The sequence below is a fragment of the Streptomyces sp. NBC_00386 genome (assembly GCF_036063235.1).
In the GTDB taxonomy this organism is placed as follows: Bacteria; Actinomycetota; Actinomycetes; order Streptomycetales; family Streptomycetaceae; genus Streptomyces.
On the sequence record NZ_CP107950.1, the window covers coordinates 6,236,351 to 6,252,263 of the forward strand.

General features: G+C 71.6%; 12 protein-coding genes. 6 read left to right on the top strand and 6 right to left on the bottom strand.

The window, feature by feature from the left end; all coding sequences use genetic code 11:
• Positions 1-81 precede the first annotated feature (81 nt).
• Positions 82-2,070: a hypothetical protein gene (locus tag OG780_RS27400; protein WP_328452508.1), complete on the top strand. Its 1,989-nt coding sequence runs from the start codon at positions 82-84 to the stop codon at positions 2,068-2,070.
• A gap of 92 nt (positions 2,071-2,162) precedes the next feature.
• Here the strand turns inward: OG780_RS27400 and OG780_RS27405 are convergent, their stop codons facing one another.
• Positions 2,163-2,633, bottom strand: a complete 471-nt coding sequence (locus tag OG780_RS27405; protein WP_328452510.1) for a VOC family protein — start codon at positions 2,631-2,633, stop codon at positions 2,163-2,165.
• Between the two features lie 99 nt (positions 2,634-2,732).
• A complete protein-coding gene (locus OG780_RS27410) occupies positions 2,733-3,440 on the bottom strand; it encodes a hypothetical protein (RefSeq protein WP_328452512.1) in 708 nt (235 codons plus the stop codon).
• A 197-nt stretch (positions 3,441-3,637) separates the two neighbouring features.
• On the opposite strand from OG780_RS27410, the gene OG780_RS27415 reads away from it, so the two are divergent.
• The gene (locus OG780_RS27415; RefSeq protein ID WP_328452514.1) at positions 3,638-4,162 is read left to right on the top strand and encodes a potassium channel family protein; all 525 of its coding nucleotides are present in this window, start codon (positions 3,638-3,640) and stop codon (positions 4,160-4,162) included.
• Between the two features lie 32 nt (positions 4,163-4,194).
• Here the strand turns inward: OG780_RS27415 and OG780_RS27420 are convergent, their stop codons facing one another.
• Both OG780_RS27420 and OG780_RS27425 read right to left on the bottom strand, forming a co-directional pair.
• Entirely contained in the window at positions 4,195-5,625 is a 1,431-nt protein-coding gene (locus OG780_RS27420) for a DUF2252 domain-containing protein (protein WP_328452516.1), read from the bottom strand.
• A gap of 114 nt (positions 5,626-5,739) precedes the next feature.
• A complete protein-coding gene (locus tag OG780_RS27425) occupies positions 5,740-6,066 on the bottom strand; it encodes a carboxymuconolactone decarboxylase family protein (protein ID WP_326787819.1) in 327 nt (108 codons plus the stop codon).
• 361 nt (positions 6,067-6,427) lie between these two features.
• Here OG780_RS27425 and OG780_RS27430 point away from each other — a divergent pair, with 361 nt between their 5' ends.
• Complete coding sequence (locus OG780_RS27430; RefSeq protein ID WP_328452521.1) at positions 6,428-7,768, top strand: hypothetical protein; 1,341 nt, start codon at positions 6,428-6,430, stop codon at positions 7,766-7,768.
• A 208-nt stretch (positions 7,769-7,976) separates the two neighbouring features.
• Here the strand turns inward: OG780_RS27430 and OG780_RS27435 are convergent, their stop codons facing one another.
• Both OG780_RS27435 and OG780_RS27440 read right to left on the bottom strand, forming a co-directional pair.
• Entirely contained in the window at positions 7,977-8,150 is a 174-nt protein-coding gene (locus tag OG780_RS27435) for a hypothetical protein (protein WP_326787821.1), read from the bottom strand.
• Positions 8,151-8,377: 227 nt separating this feature from the next.
• Positions 8,378-9,100 (bottom strand): hypothetical protein, encoded by a 723-nt coding sequence (locus OG780_RS27440; protein WP_328452523.1) that lies wholly within the window; start codon positions 9,098-9,100, stop codon positions 8,378-8,380.
• Between the two features lie 343 nt (positions 9,101-9,443).
• On the opposite strand from OG780_RS27440, the gene OG780_RS27445 reads away from it, so the two are divergent.
• The 3 genes from OG780_RS27445 to OG780_RS27455 all read left to right on the top strand — a co-directional run bounded on the left by OG780_RS27445 (position 9,444) and on the right by OG780_RS27455 (position 15,783).
• Entirely contained in the window at positions 9,444-10,673 is a 1,230-nt protein-coding gene (locus OG780_RS27445) for a hypothetical protein (RefSeq protein WP_328452525.1), read from the top strand.
• 48 nt (positions 10,674-10,721) lie between these two features.
• Complete coding sequence (locus OG780_RS27450; protein ID WP_328452527.1) at positions 10,722-11,510, top strand: TIGR03936 family radical SAM-associated protein; 789 nt, start codon at positions 10,722-10,724, stop codon at positions 11,508-11,510.
• 262 nt (positions 11,511-11,772) lie between these two features.
• Complete coding sequence (locus tag OG780_RS27455; RefSeq protein ID WP_328452529.1) at positions 11,773-15,783, top strand: Rne/Rng family ribonuclease; 4,011 nt, start codon at positions 11,773-11,775, stop codon at positions 15,781-15,783.
• The last annotated feature ends 130 nt before the right edge of the window (positions 15,784-15,913 follow it).

Consider the following 15,913-nt stretch of genomic DNA (forward strand, 5'->3'; position numbering starts at 1 on the left):
TGGGCGACCGGTCCGACGCATGCTCGGCCGACCTGGGCGCGGCCCGGGCCGGCCGTTCGGCGTGGGGCGGGTGGTGTTCCCGTGATGAAGAAGATCCTGGCCGCGCTCGGCATCGTGCTGGTCCTGCAAAGCCTCTTCGCGCTCTGTCTGGTCAGTTCGCTGCAACTGCTCGTGCTGCGCAACGCCCCGATCGGCGTGACCGGCGCGTCCCCGGTCGTGGACGCGGTCACCTCGAAGGTGTCGCTTCAGAGGCTCAGCTATACCGACGAGTCCGCCGTGCTCGAGGCGATCGACCAGAGCAAGCTCTACGGCGCCTACCTGCCCGGCCTCAAGAGCGACACGTTGATCGTGGTCCCGGCCAAGAGCTTCTTCGGCCGCGTGGAACTGGAAGCCGCGTTCGAAGACGTGGCCAAGAAGCTCCACAGGCCCCTGACGGTCAAGACCGTCAAGCCGCTGCCGATGAGCGACCGTCTCGGCGGGGTCTCCGGACTGCTCCTGATCCCACTGCTCATCGGCGGATATCTCGCCGCCGTCCTGGTGCTCAAAGCGACCAGAACGGCCGCCGCGCCCTGGCATGTGGCGATGCTCCTCGGCTACTCGACCGTCGGCGCCGTACTGACCGACCTGATCGCCGGGCCAGGCATCGGAGCCTACGAGAACAGCCACTTCTGGCCGCTGTTGCCATGCTTCATCCTGATCGCCGCCTCCGTCACGCTCGCCGCCGCGGCCTTCCAACGCCTGGTCGGCCCCTTGGGCACCCTTTTGGTGGCGACCTTGTTCATCATCGTGGGCGGCTCCGCCGCCGGCGGCGTCGGGCTGTTCCTGCTGCCCGTCTACTGGCAGCACATCGGCGCCATCTTCCCGCCCCAGCAAGCCATCACCCTGATCCGCAACGTCATCTACTTCGACGGCAACAACATCACCACGCCGCTCATCGTCCTCGGCCTGTACGCGCTGGCCGGGGGCGTCATCATCGGCTACCTGGGCCGCTGGCGGCCCGTCAAGAAGATCGATGGGAAAGCTCCCTCCCACCGGGCGGAGTCCACCCCCACGGCATCCCCCGGGCGTCCCGTCGTGGCCGTCCTGGCGGCTCTGGCCGTCGCCGCGGTGATGCAGTGCCTGTTCACCGCGAACTACATGAGCTCCGCCCACGAGCCCGTCGCGACCGACCTGCCGATCGGTGCCACCGGAGCGTCCCCGATCCTGAACGCCGCGCGCAAGAGCCTCTCCCTCAAGGTCACCCAGTACCCCGACGAAACCGCCGCGAAAGACGCCATCGACCAGGCCAAGATCTACGGCGCACTCATCCCCGGACCGACATCGACCACACTTCTCGTCGTCCCCACCATCAGCGACGTCGCGCCCCTCGACCTGGCGGGGAACTTCGAGGAGGCCGCGAAGAAGCTCCGCCAGCCCCTCCACGTCGAGCAGTACGCACCCCACCCACTGGCCAAGAAGGACCCCTTCGGGCTGGTCTCGTCGCTGATGCTGATCCCGCTGCTCGTCGGCGGATACATGGGAGCGACGATGCTCAGAGCGACGACAGGGACCTCCGTCGGACGCTGGCGCCTGCCCGCACTCGCCGGGTTCGCCGTCCTCGCCGCCCTGTTGGTCAACCTCGTCGTCTGCACCTGGCTCAAGGGCTACCCCGCGCAGAAGTTCTGGATCGTCTGGCCGATCCTCGCCCTGGTCATCGCGGCGGTCGCCCTCGTCGCCGCCGTCCTGCAGAAGCTCCTCGGAGCCGCCGGAACCCTCGTGACCGTCATCGTGGTCATGCTCTTCGGCAACCCGTCATCAGGCGGAGCCAACGGAGTCCCCTACCTCCCGGCGTTCTGGCGCGCCATCGGCCCGTACCTGCCACCCCGCAACGCATACATCCTGCTCCGCAACACGATCTACTTCGACGGTCACGGCACCACACAGGCCCTGATCGTCCTGCTGCTCTACCTCGTCGTCCCCGCCGTCGCGCTCCTTCTGCTCTACCGCTTCCGCACACCCGACAGCCACGTGACCCCGGAGACCGAGGCCGAAGCGACCGCGCTGACCGTCCCCGTGGGCGGCCTCCCGTAACTCCGCGGCCTGTTGAGCCCCTCCCCGTCCGGGAGGGGCTCTCGGCGTGGCGGTCGGCCGCACGACGACGCGCACGTGCGGAACGCGGTGGGTCAGGCCGGGGCGTCGGCGTTCTGGGCGGAGGCCGCGAACTCCTCGGGGCCCTGCTCCGCCGCCGCCGGGTCCATCCACATGACCTGCCAGCCGTGGCCGTCGAGGTCGTAGAAGCTGCGTGAGTACATGAAGCCGTAGTCCTCGGCGCCGTCCGCCTCGGAGCCGCCCGCCGCGAGCGCGGCGGCGCTGACCGTATCGACCTCGTCGCGGGACGACACGCTGAAGCAGTACAGCGCCAGCGTGTGCGTGGTGGGATCGGCCAGCGGCAGTTTCGCGAACTCCGCGAACTTCTCGCGGCTGAGCAGCATGACGAAGGCGTCCTCGCCGACCAGCATGCAGGCGGAGCTCTCGTCGGTGAACTTCGGGTTGAAGCCGAACCCGAGCTCGGCGAAGAACGCCTTGCTGCGCTCCAGGTCCGCCACGGGGATGTTCACGAACAACATGCGGCCGGGGTGTTCGGGGTTGGTCATGGCGGGTCTCCAGTCGGTGGTTCGGTGGCGTACGTCCTGGTAGACCGGCGCGGCCGGCGGAACTCATCGGTGGATCGCGGCCAGGTCGCGGTCGCTCGCCTATTTCGTCACCGGCGGAGGCGCGGCCTCGGGCACGGTCAGGGCGGACGGCGCCAGTACCCAGAGCAGCGCCCGGCCGGTCAGGGGTGTCGTGGCGATCAGGGTCAGGTAGATCTCGACGAGCGATCCGTCGCCGGTGAGGACGTCGAGGTCACTGGTCAGGCGGCCCAGCAGGTAGATGACGGCGTCGACGATCAGCCATGAGGCCAGGTTGGCTCCGATCCACCACGCCCAGCGTCTGGTGACCTTGCGGAGCACCATGGACTGCGACAGGCCGAGCAGGGGGCCGAGGGCCAGGCTCTGGCTGGCGGCCAGCAGGTAGGTCGTCGACACGTCACCGTCGGTGTCCTGGGCGCTGATCACCGCAGGCATGATCACGAGGAGCCAGGCCAGCAGCGCCGGGCCGATGTTGGCGGTGATCCACACCTTGCGGGGGAGGGGTACCCGCCGGCGGACGACCAGCCATTGCAGCGCTCCCAGAACACCCCCGAACAGGATGGCCCCGAGGGTGGCGATCAGGAGTGCCACCAGGACGTGGCCGCTGGCGAGATCGAGGTGGAGGGCGTCGCTGCCGAGCAGCGCCAGGACGAAACCGGCGGTCAGGACGGTGACGAAGGCGATCGTGTTGTAGCCGATCCACTGCCAGTACAGGCGGGCGTCCCACCCGTTCGCGGACGTCGTCGCCGGGCCGGTACCGGAAGCGGGCATCGTCCATTCCTCCGGTGTCGGCGGCCCCCTCCGCAGTGGATCTCCTCAGTCTGTTCCCGGGCGGGCAGCGTGTCCATACGAGCCATTTCAGTGAGTTTGTGGTGTGCCGTCCGTACGGCACCGGGACCGCTCGGGGAGAGTGGCTGTCCAAGAGCCGGCCGGGGTCGTACGGCATCGGGTGCGTCCGAGAGGGGATCGTGGACAGGGAGCGGCGCGGTGGACGCCGGACGGTCGTGCTCACGACGGTGCGGTGCGTCCTTGTCGCGGCCGCCCTGGTCGCCGCCTATTACCTGCTGCCGCTGGACTCGGCCTTCACGGCGACGTCCGTCCTCGTGCTCCTCGGCGGGCTGGTGGCGGTGGCGCTGCTCATGGGGTGGCAAGTGCGCGGGATCGTGAGTTCCGAGCGCCCCAGGCTGCGTGCCATGGCCGCTCTGGCGACGGCACTTCCCCTGTTCCTGCTGCTCTTCGCCACGACCGACTACCTGCTGGATCGCAGCGAACCGGGCAGTTTCAGCGAAGCGATGTCGAGGACCGACGCCCTCTACTTCACGATGACCGTGTTCAGCACGGTCGGATTCGGCGACATCAGCCCGCGCAGCGAGCCGGCCCGCCTCCTCGTCACGGGACAGATCACGGCCAACCTTCTGCTGCTCGGCGTGGCCGCCCGGGTCCTGGTGAACGCGGTCGAAGAGGGCCGGCGAGCGCAGGGCGGGGCGGAATAGCCGGCCGGCCGCGCCGGGTGTCGAGGGGCCGGTCAGTCGGCGGGAACGTCCTCCACGGGCAGTTGTCCCGCCTTCACCGCGTCGACGAGTGCTTGGTGGTCGCGCTCGTTCTGGTCGGCGTACGCCTCCGCGAAGGTGACCAGGGCCCGGTCGAAGGAGTCCTTCTTTCCCAGGTAGGAGGCGATCGCGATCCGGTCGCCGGACCGTGCGTGCGCGCGGGCGAGGGTGAGGCCGCAGACGCCGCCGAAGGTCTCCAGCTGAAGGGGCGACATCGTCTCCGGCATCGCGATGCCCTTCCAGTCGCGCAGTTGCCGGATGTAGAAGTCGCGGCGCTTGCCGTCGACACCGTCCACGCGTTCCCAGCCGAGGAACATGTCGCTCGCCGCCTGCATCAACCGCTGTCCCGCGACGACGCGTTCGCCCTGGTTGCGGTACTGGCTGGCCCCGACGTGGTCGGCGAGGACGGAGGTGTCGGCCTCCTTGGCCTGAAGGAACAGCGGGTCGCGGCCGTCCCGTCCGAGGAGCAGGATGATCCAGCACCGGGTGCCGACGCTGCCGACGCCGACCACCTTGCGGGCGACGTCCGCGAGTTGGTAGTCGTCCAGGAGGGCGCGCCGGTCGGACGGCAGGGTGATCCCGTACCGCTCGATGAGTCCGCGGAACTGGCGCTCCAGCGTGGTGCGTTCGGTGTCGGGGAGCAGGTCGGCGATGGGGACCAGCAGCGGGGGGTCCGGCGCGATCCGCGGTCGGCCGTCGACCTGGCGCGTGAGTTTGTCGAAGACCTGCACGGTGTCGCGCGAGCGGGCCTTCGTCAGGGCGCGGCCGAGTTTCTTCTGGCCGCTCTTGCGGAGCTGGTCCGTCGTGAGGTCCTGGAGGCGCTCGGCGTCGATCTTCGCGTACCAGACATCGAGGTTGCTCATCCCGGCGAAACGGTGCATGGCTTCCCGGTACGAGCGCACGGTGCCGCTCACGATCCGGGCACGCTCGGCGTCGTCGAAGCCGTTCGCCCGGGCGGCGATGACGAAGCTCGCCGACAGCCGCTTGACGTCCCACTCCCACGGACCCGGCAGGGTCTCGTCGAAGTCGTTGATGTCGAACATCAACTTCCGCTCCGGCGAGGCCAGCAGCCGGAAGTTGAGCAGATGGGCGTCTCCGCACAACTGGGCGTTGATTCCCGAGACGGGACTGCCGGCCAGGTCGGACGCCATGATCGCCGCGGCGCCCCGGTAGAAGCGGAACGGGGACTCGGTCATCCGGCTGTACCGGATCGGCACCAACTCCTGCACCCGGGCCGCGGACTGCTCCTCCAGGATCGCCAGCGGGTCCGGTCTCTTCGGACCGGGTCTGTACACCGCGTGCTTCGACCGTGGACAGCGGCGACGCGCCTCCTTGCCGAGGGTCGCGCGCTCCGCGGGTGTCGCGTGGGGCGACGTACGCATCGCCGTGGTCGCGTGCTTGGGCATGGGCGGCTCTCCTGTCTGGCTCTGCTGCCCCCGGGGACCACGGCGTCGGAGCGCTGCCGTGGTCCCCTCACCTGGTGTGCCGTGCCGATCGGCTGTTCCTGGTGGCGTCGGTTCTCAGCCCTGCTCTTCGATCTCGGCTTCGGCGACAGCGATGGCGATGCCGAGCGCCGCTGTGATGTTGCCCGCTGCGGTCATGACGCGGGCTGTGCCCACGATGGGAGCGATGGCGACCAGGACGTCCTGCAACTGGGCAGAGGTGACGCCTGTTTCCATGGCGGGGCCGATGTGGGCCATGTAGGAGATCGGCGGAGCGTCCGAGGCGGCCAGGGCCGCTATACGGGTGAGCAGCAGCATGTCCGGGGCCAGCCCGCAACGTTCGATCGAGTCGACCGTCATCGCGGCGAGCGTGTCCAGGACAGGGGTTTCCGACGCAGTGGCCATGTCTGGGTGCCTTCCGGTGGACTTCCGGCGCCGGTGGGCAACGGTGGCGGAGCATCGAGCATCCGCGAGCGCCGGGTTCCCCTCAACGGTAGATCCGTACCGGGTGCCCCGCATGGCGGCGCGGATCGTCCCCGGTCAGCACAGGCGCCGTGGGCCGAGCACGGACAGACCGGCCACCAAGGGGTCGGAAGTGCGGGCTCCGACGACTACGGGGCGTCGGCAGACCGGCCACCACTCCAGTCCGGCCACCCTTCTTGCCCGGCCACCCCTCTAGCCCGTACGGCCCGTCTGGGCGTGCCGTCTCGCCGTGCAGCGACGGAAATGGAGGCAGGCCGCCCCCCCGATGAGCCCCGGAGCATCCATGACCAGCCCCCGCGATCCGTCCGAGCCCGACGCAGTCCCGGAGAAGGACGCGGGTGATGCGGTGGGGAGTGGACACAAGGGCGGCTCGACGGCCGCGCGGATCGCCAGGAACACCGCTTCCGCGGTGCTCATCGTCCTCACCTGCATCCTCGTACCGATCGCGCTGCTGACCGTGTGGGTGCACGACATCGCGCTGGACACCGACCGGTACGTGGCGACGGTCTCCCCGCTGGCCTCCGACCCCGCGATCGAGGACGCGGCGATCAAGCGCATCACCCATGCCGCCGACGTGCGGGTCGACGGCAACAAGGCGGCCTCCGACATCGCCGCTTGGCTCCAGGCGCAGGGCCTGCCGCCGAAGGCCGCAGAGGCCGTGAAGGGGCTCGGACCCCAGCTCGACTCCGCGGTCAACGACACCGTGCAGAAGGTGGCCACGCGCTTCGTGCGGAGCGACCGCTTCGAGAAGATCTGGACGGGCGCCAACCGAGAGGCCCACGCCGCGCTCGTACACGCGCTGACCGGCCAGGGCCGGGGGGCCATCGGCGTGAACGGCGGAACGGTCACCCTGAACGTCGGCGAAGCCGTCGACCAGGTCAAGAAGTCGCTCGTGGACGCCGGTCTGTCCCCGGCGGCCGCCATCCCCGACGTCGACAAACAGATGGTGCTCCTCCAGTCCGACCAACTGGAGAAGATCCGCGGCGGAGCTCATCTGCTGGACGTGATCGGGAACTGGTTCCCCGTGCTGGTCGTGCTGATCGGCGCCGCCGGGGTGCTGCTGGCCCACCGACGCCGACGGGCCCTGGCCCGTACGGCGCTCGGCGCCGCCTTCGCCTGCCTGATCGTGGCCATCGTCCTGGTCGTCGCGCGCCGCTACTACCTGGACCACCTCCCCGCCCAGGTCCAGTCGGAGGCCGCCGCGGCAGCGGTCTTCGACACGCTGCTCCACTTCCTGAAGGTCAGCCTCCGTACGGCGATCGTGCTCGGCGTCGTCATCGCGCTCGGCGCCTACCTCATCGGTCCCGGGCGGCTGCCGGTCGCGGTCCGCGGCACGTCCGAGCGCGCCGCGGACTCCGCGGCCCAGTGGGCGTACGCCCATCAGGTCCGCACCGGCCGGGCCGGAACCTGGGCCCAGGCGCACCGTCACTGGATCACCCTGGCCGCGCTGCTGATCGTCGCCCTGGTCTTCGCCCTCTGGAATCACCCCACGGTCCTGACGATCCTGCTGCTCGTCCTCATCCTCCTGGCCCTCCTCGCGCTCCTCGCGCTCCTCGCGGCCTCCGGGCGCGCCACGACCGAGGCGGAGAAGGCCGCGCCGCCGGCGCCGGAAGGCGGCCGATGAACGCTCGGCCACCGTTCGGCCGCCGAGGGCCGGTCGGCCGGTCGGAAGACCCGAAGCCTTTCGTGGGATGCGAGGTCTGCGCCGGAGGAGGAGGGCCCACCTCGGCGGGTGGAACCCGTCACCGGCATGGTCCGCACGATCGCGGAGGCCGAACGGGGCCTCCTCCGGGCCCGGCGACCGGTCCGAGGCATCACGAGCGGCGGAGCTGTCAGCGGTCGAAGGTTCCCTTGGCCTGTTCCTTCGTGCCGCGCATCCTGCCCCGTGTCTCCAGCGCGGCGCCCTTTGCCGCGAGGGTTTCCTTGTGCAGCGCGTGGGCCGCCTTTCGCACGGTCCTGCCGACGACCTGTTCGGCCTTTGCCTTGGCCCGTTCTCCAGCACTCATCGCCGTACCTCCGCGGAATCTCACCGGCCGGGTTCCCCGGTGGCAGGTGGGAAAACCGGACCACGCCGGTTCCGCCGGCGAGGCCGGGACACCCGGGTGGGCGGCTTCGTCGTGCCGGACCGGCCCGCTTTTGGGGGTCTCGGGGGAGTGACCGCCGGACGGCATGCCGCGAGGGGTGTCCGAGTCGGTGCCGGTCGCCCGCCCTCGGACACCACTCCGCGTGGCGGTCATGCTCCGCCGTTGAGGGCGTCGGGCGTCGGCTGCCGGGCGACCAGGATCCAGGGCTTGGGACGGCCCGTGCGGTCGGCGCAGTTCAGCGTCGCGGGGTGGGTGGTGGTGAACGCGACGCAGGCGGCTTCCCAGACCTGACCGGTGGTGGTGATGACGTCGAACTTGATGCGCTTCACCGTCTCGGACCGGTTGTGCGCGTTGACCGTGACGTCGCAGGGCAGGCCGGCCGCGCCGCCCGCGGGATAGTCGGGACGGGCGCTGAGGTCGGTCCACAGGAGCGTCTGCTGCTCGCCCGCCCGCTGGTCGCGGATGCCCGCGTACGTCCTTCCGCCGGTCAGCGCGAGACGGATCTCGAAGTCCGCCGATTCCTGCGCGGCGTCGATGCCGACGCAGGGGCCCGTCGGGCCCACCGGGCCGGTTTCGCCCTGGGGGCCGGTGGCGCCGGTCACTCCGGTGGCTCCGGTCTGGCCGGGCGGGCCCTGGGGTCCGGCGGGCCCGGTCGCGCCCCTCGGGCCCCTGCACGGGCGGTGCGGTCTGCATCCGTCGCTGCCGTCCGGGGCCGCCGCCGTGCGATCGGACGGGGTGAGGTCCGCCGGTGTCGCGGGGCCGACCACGCCCGACGCCATCACCAGTGCCAGCGAGGCGACCACACCCGCCCTCTTGAACCGGCCGCGGGCCGGCGGGCCCAGCAGGCGGGCGGTCCGGGACTCGGGATTCATACGGGGGCGCTCCTTGCGTCGATCGGTGGGAAATTCCAGAAGCCGATCGCGAGCTTTACCCGTCGACGCCGGTCGGACCGGTGCATTCCGCAGAACTCGCCATACATATCATCAGATCAGCCCAATTCGAGAACGTCTGGTGACTCCGGCTCAACTGTCAGCCGGTGATCCGAAGTTGGACCTGCCGCGCCCTGGGGGTCTGCTCGGCAGGGCGAAGGCGTCGGTGTGCCACGGAGCCCCGATGCACCGAGCGCCGATGCACCGAGCGCCGATGCGCCGGGTGTCGATATGCCGGGTGCCGATATGTCGCATCCAATGTGGTGGCCGGTGCGTCTATGCGGGTATGGATCTGGAAAAGCCGTCCGCCGCCCCGCCCGGTACGCAGGCCGAGGGATGTCTCGCTGTCGCGATCCGCGTTCCGGTGCGGATCGTGGTGCTCGTCCTCGTCGTGCCGGTACGGATGGTGTGGGACGCGCTCGTCGTCGGCGGAAGGTTTCTTCGGGACACGCTGCTCCGGCCGCTGGGACGAGCGCTCGGGCAGGTTCTCGGGTGGGTGGGGCGGGCGCTGTTCGTGTGGCCCTGGGTGGCGCTGTGGCGCTACGTCGCCCTCCCGATCGGCCGCGTACTGGCCCGGCTCGGGGAAGTGCTGCTCGTCGTGCCCGCGGTCTGGCTGTACCGCACGGTCCTGACCCCGGTCGGGCATGCCCTCGCCTGGGCGGCCCGGGGGGCCGGTGCCGTGCTCGCTCTGGTGTTCACGGGGGCCCTGGCCGCGCTCATGTGGTTCGTCGGCGGCGTCCTGACCGCACTCGACTGGGTCCTCGGTGGTGTCGAGGCCGGGTGCGGCTGGGTGTACGCGCGGCTGCTCACGCCGGTCGGACGCGCTGTCGCCTGGGTGTTCAAGGGTGTCGGCATGGTCCTCGCGGCCGTCGCGATCGGGGTGTACACCGTCCTCGCCCGGCTGGTGCGGTACCTGCTCGTCGTCCCCGCCCTGTGGCTGTACACCTGGGTCCTGGCCCCCGTCGGCAGGGCGGTCGCCTTCCTCGCCGACCGGTTCGTGCGGCTCGTACGGATGATCGTCGGGGGCATCGGTACCGCGCTCTACTGGACCGCCCGCGTCCTGCTGGTGCTTCCCGCTCTCGCCGTGTGGCGCTGGATCCTCGTGCCCGTCGGGCGGGCCCTCTCCGTCGTGGCCAGGGAGATCGGCGAGGCCCTCGGGCACGCCTGGCGGATCGCCGGGTACGTCTCGCTCGCCGTCGGACGGTTCCTCGCGCGTCTCTTCCGGTGGACTTTCGTCGAACCGGCGCGCTGGGCCTACCGGACCGTGCTGACACCGGTCGGGCACGCCGTGCGCGATCTGGTGCTGAAGCCCGCGGCCGAGGCGGCGCGCGGGATCCGGCGGACGGCGCGGCAGGCTCTGGAAGCCGCCCGGGACAGTGCGCGGCAGGCCCGCGCCGACTTCCGGCGGATGCTCTTCGGAACGCCCCCGGAACCACAGCCTGTCGCCCGGCGGGAACCAGCGGCCCCCGACACACGTACTCTAGGTAGCAGTACGACCGCACTCATGAAGGACTGAGCGACACTGGGCAAGCGACAGCCCGAAGGCCCGCCGCCCGCACCCGCGGTGCAGCGCATCCGACTGCGCTACACCAAGCGCGGCCGCCTCCGGTTCACCAGCCACCGTGACTTCCAGCGCGCCTTCGAGCGTGCCCTGCGCCGTGCCGCCGTACCCATGGCGTACTCGGCCGGGTTCACGCCGCATCCGAAGGTGTCGTACGCCAATGCCGCACCCACCGGCACCGGCAGCGAGGCGGAGTACCTGGAGATCGCGCTCACCGCGAAGCGCGACCCCGAGAAGCTGCGCGAGCTCCTCGACGAGTCGATGCCCCAGGGGCTCGACATCATCGAGGCGGTCGAGGCCCGCGTCTCGGGTCTCGCCGACCGGCTCACCGCTTCCGTGTGGGAGATGCGCCTCGACGGCGTGGACCCGGCGGACGCGGAGCGCGCGGTGGAGGCCTTCAATACGGCCGAGACCGTGGAGGTCAGCCGCAAGATCAAGAACGGCATGCGGACGTTCGACGCCCGCGGTGCCGTGGCAAGCCTCGAAACGACCTCCGAGACGCACAGTCCACAGGCTGATAGGCCGACCGACCAGCCCTGTGCGATACTGCGGCTGGTTGTTCGGCACGTGACGCCTGCCGTTCGACCCGACGACGTCCTGTCCGGTCTTAGCGCCGTGGCCGACCTGGCGCCGCCGGTCGCCGCAGCGGTGACCAGGCTGGCGCAGGGGCTGTTCGATGAAGAGACCGGCACGGTGACCGACCCGCTCGCGCCCGACCGCGAGGCAGTCGCAGTCGCCCCAGCCGATCGCACAGGGGCCGCCGAAACTGCCGCCGCGAAGGCGTCGGCGTAAGGAAGGTCCCGCGTAAGGACAGATGTCGTAGCGTCGCCCTCGTATCCGGGAGCCACCTGGGTCGGGCAGCGCACCGACCTTAAAGACTTTCGCCAGGCCGTACGCACACATGGCGTACGGAACCGGCGAGACAGGACTAAGAGAGCTCCCGTGCGGCGCCCGCGCCCCGGACGGCGGCACCGCGCATCGCGCGAGCCGCGGACGTCACCGGCATCGCCGGACCAGGCGCGGCGCCCGGGAGCCTGACGGGAGATCCACCCGCATGCTCGAGCCGACCGAACCCACCGAGGGTTCCGACAACAACACTCCCAGCGACACCCTGCCGCCGCGGCGCCGCCGCCGTGCGGCGTCGCGCCCCGCCGGTCCGCCGACCGCCGCCACCGAGGCCGCGGCCGAGACCACCGCGCCGGCCATACCGGCCGTGGCGTCCGCCGACCTCGCGGCCGAGGACGCCCCCGCGGGGGCCGTGACCTCCGCGGACGCCGAGGCCGAGGAGACGGACGAGACCGAAGAGGCCGCCGAGACGGTCGCGGCCGAAGCGGCCGAGGAGGCCCCGGCCGAGGTCGAGGCCGCCACCACAGCTTCCGACGACGCCGCACCGCGCCGTACGCGCCGCCGCGCCACCCGTCGTGTCTCCGCTCCCGCCGGAGCGCCCGAGACCGTAGAACCCGCCGCCGTGGCCGAGCCCGAGGGCCGGCCCGTCGAGGAGGCCCCGGCCGCGGTCGAGGAGACCGCGCCCGCCGCCCGTACCCGCCGTCGTGCCACCCGCCGGGCCTCCGCGCCCGCCGGAGCGCCCGCCGCGGCCGAGCCCGCCGAGGTCGTGACGACCGCCGCCGAGCCGGTGGCCGCCCCCGCCACCGCGGAGGCCGAGGCACCCGCCGCCGAGCCCGTCGCCGAGGAGACCGCCCCGCGCCGCACGACCCGCCGTCGTGCCACCCGCCGGGCCTCCGCGCCCGCCGGAGCGCCCGAGGGCGACACCGCCGACGAGCGTGTGGAGGCGCCCGTGAGCAGCGAGAGCAAGTCCGAGGAGACCGCGCAGCCGCAGGACGTCGAGGCCGCGCAGACCGAGGACGTGCAGCCCGAGGACGGCGGCCCGCGCCGTAGCCGCCGCCGTGCCACCCGCAAGGCCGCCGTCGGTTTCTCCGCGCCCGCGCCGAAGGAGACCGAGGGGTCCTCGCGGCGCCCGGCCCGTCCGGCCGTCGCCGTGTTCCAGGCGCCGGTGTTCACCGAGCCGATGTTCCAGACGCCCGAGCGGGCCGCCGCCGCGGCTGCCGCCGAGGCGGCCGAGGCCGCTGAGGCTCCCGAACCGGCCGAGACCGTCCAGGAGCCGGCCGTCGGCCGCAGGCGCCGGCGTCGCCGGGGCTTCGAGGACGAGCCGCAGGCCGTGACCGAGGAGACGCAGGAGCCCGTAGAGGACACGGAGCCCGTCGAGGACACGGAGCCCGTCGAGGACGCGGAATCCGCCGAGGACGCGGAGGACGCCGCCGAGGGTGACGAGGGCGAGGAGGAGTCCGCGGGCTCCCGTCGCCGTCGCCGTCGCGGTGGCCGCCGTCGCCGTCGCGGAGAGTCCGCCGAGTCGGACGCGGACAGCGAGGCCGGTGAGGACGACTACGCCGCCGAGCAGGCCGCGCAGGACGCCGAGGACACCGCCGAGCAGGCCGAGGAGGACACCGAGGAGGACGACGAGCGCGAGGAGCCGGGTGGCTCCAGCAGCAGCCGTCGCCGTCGTCGTCGCCGTCGTCGCGCCGGTGACTCCGGTGGCGAGGCCGAGCAGCCCGGCGAGAACGACCCCGAGCGCACCGTCGTCAAGGTCCGCGAACCGCGCGGCAGGCGTGAGGAGCAGCCCTCGGACGAGGTGCAGTCCATCAAGGGCTCGACCCGTCTCGAGGCGAAGAAGCAGCGCCGCCGCGAGGGCCGCGAGCAGGGCCGCCGCCGTGTTCCGATCATCACGGAGGCCGAGTTCCTGGCCCGCCGTGAGGCCGTCGAGCGGGTGATGGTCGTCCGCCAGAGCGGTGAGCGCACCCAGATCGGTGTCCTCGAGGACGACGTGCTCGTCGAGCACTACGTCAACAAGGAGCAGGCGACCTCGTACGTCGGCAACGTCTACCTGGGCAAGGTCCAGAACGTGCTGCCGTCGATGGAGGCCGCGTTCATCGACATCGGCAAGGGCCGCAACGCGGTGCTCTACGCCGGTGAGGTCAACTTCGAGGCGCTCGGCATGGCTCACGGGCCGCGCCGGATCGAGGCCGCCCTCAAGTCCGGCCAGTCGGTCCTGGTGCAGGTCACCAAGGACCCGATCGGCCACAAGGGCGCCCGTCTGACCAGCCAGGTCTCCCTCCCGGGCCGCTACCTCGTGTACGTGCCCGAGGGCTCGATGACCGGCATCAGCCGCAAGCTGCCCGACACCGAGCGCGCGCGTCTGAAGACCATCCTCAAGAAGATCGTCCCCGAGGACGCGGGCGTCATCGTGCGCACCGCCGCCGAGGGCGCGAGCGAGGACGAGCTGCGCCGTGACGTCGAACGTCTCCAGGCGCAGTGGGAGGACATCGAGAGGAAGGCGAAGAGCGGCAACGCCCCGACCCTTCTCTACGGCGAGCCGGACATGACCGTCCGCGTCGTCCGCGACATCTTCAACGAGGACTTCTCCAAGGTCATCGTCAGCGGTGACGAGGCGTGGGAGACCGTCCACGGCTACGTCTCCCACGTGGCGCCCGACCTGACCGACCGGCTGTCGAAGTGGACCTCCGAGGTCGACGTCTTCGCCACGTACCGGATCGACGAGCAGCTCATGAAGGCGCTGGACCGCAAGGTCTGGCTGCCCAGCGGCGGCTCGCTGGTGATCGACAAGACCGAGGCCATGATCGTGGTCGACGTCAACACCGGAAAGTTCACCGGCCAGGGCGGCAACCTCGAGGAGACCGTCACCAGGAACAACCTGGAGGCGGCCGAGGAGATCGTGCGTCAGCTGCGGCTGCGCGACCTCGGCGGCATCGTCGTCATCGACTTCATCGACATGGTCCTGGAGTCCAACCGGGACCTGGTGCTGCGGCGCCTGCTCGAATGCCTGGGCCGCGACCGTACGAAGCACCAGGTGGCCGAGGTGACCTCGCTGGGCCTCGTGCAGATGACCCGCAAGCGGGTGGGCCAGGGTCTGCTGGAGTCCTTCTCCGAGACCTGTGTCCACTGCAACGGCCGCGGTGTCATCGTGCACATGGAGCAGCCGACGTCCGTCGGTGGCGGCGGCAAGCGCAAGAAGCGCGGCCGTGGCGGTGCCGAGCAGGTCCAGGATCACGACCACGACCACGAGCACGAGGTTGCCGAGGAACTGGAGACCGAGACCGAGGCGGAGGTGGCCGCCGAGGTCGCCGCGCCCGTCGCTCTGGTCGAGACCGAGTTCCAGCCGGACGAGGAGTTCTACGGCAGCGCCGCCGAGGCGGAGGCCGCGGCCACCCGTGGCCGCTCGCGGCGCCGTGCCTCCCGGCGCGCGTCCGCTCCCGCCGGTGCGCCGAAGACCGAGGAGCGCGCTCCCCGGACCAGGCGCGAGGAGCGCGCCGAGCGTGCCGCCGCCCGGTCCCGTGAGGCCGTCGAGGCCGAGCCGTTCGCGGCCGAGGACCCGGTCGTCGAGGCGCCGGCCGCCGAGCAGCCGGTGTCCGAGCAGCCGGTCGTCGAGGCTCCGGCCGAGACCGTCGAGGCCCCCGTGGCCGCCGTGGCGGAGGCCGAGGCCGCTCCCCAGGGCCGTACGCGCCGTCGTGCGACCCGCAAGGTGTCGGCGCCGGCCGGTTCGCCCAGGTCGGCCGAGGAGGCCGTCGTGACGGTCGCGGCGCCCGTCGCCGAGGCCCCCGCGCCGTCCGCCGACGAGACGGAGACGGCGCCCGAGCCGGTGGCCGAGGCCCCCGCCGAGAGCGCCGCGCCGGCCCGTCCGCGCCGCCGTGCCGTGCGCAAGGCCACCGCGCCCACCGCGTCCGCGGAGGCGGCCGTCGTGGTCGTCCCGTCGGCCGCTGCGGAGCCGGTCGCCGAGCCCGAGGTCGAGTCCGAGCCGGAGGCCGTCGAGGCCGACGCCGAGGCCCCGGCCGCCAAGAAGACGGCCGCCCGCAAGACGGCCAAGAAGGTGACGGCGAAGAAGGCCGCCACCAAGAAGGCCGTGGCGGCCAAGAAGACGGTCGCCAAGAAGACGGTCGCCAAGAAGGCGACCGTGAAGAAGACGGCCGTCAAGAAGTCCACAGTGGCCGCCGAGCAGACGGCGCCGTCCGTCTCGGCGACGACGGAGGACTGATCCCCGGATCGCATACCGAAGCGCGGGACACCGGCCGGCCGGTGTCCCGCGCTTCGCCGTTCCCCGTGTGCCACCGGCTGCTTCGCCGCAGCTGGGTGCCGGTGCGGTCACTCCCGGTCAATCCTGTGAC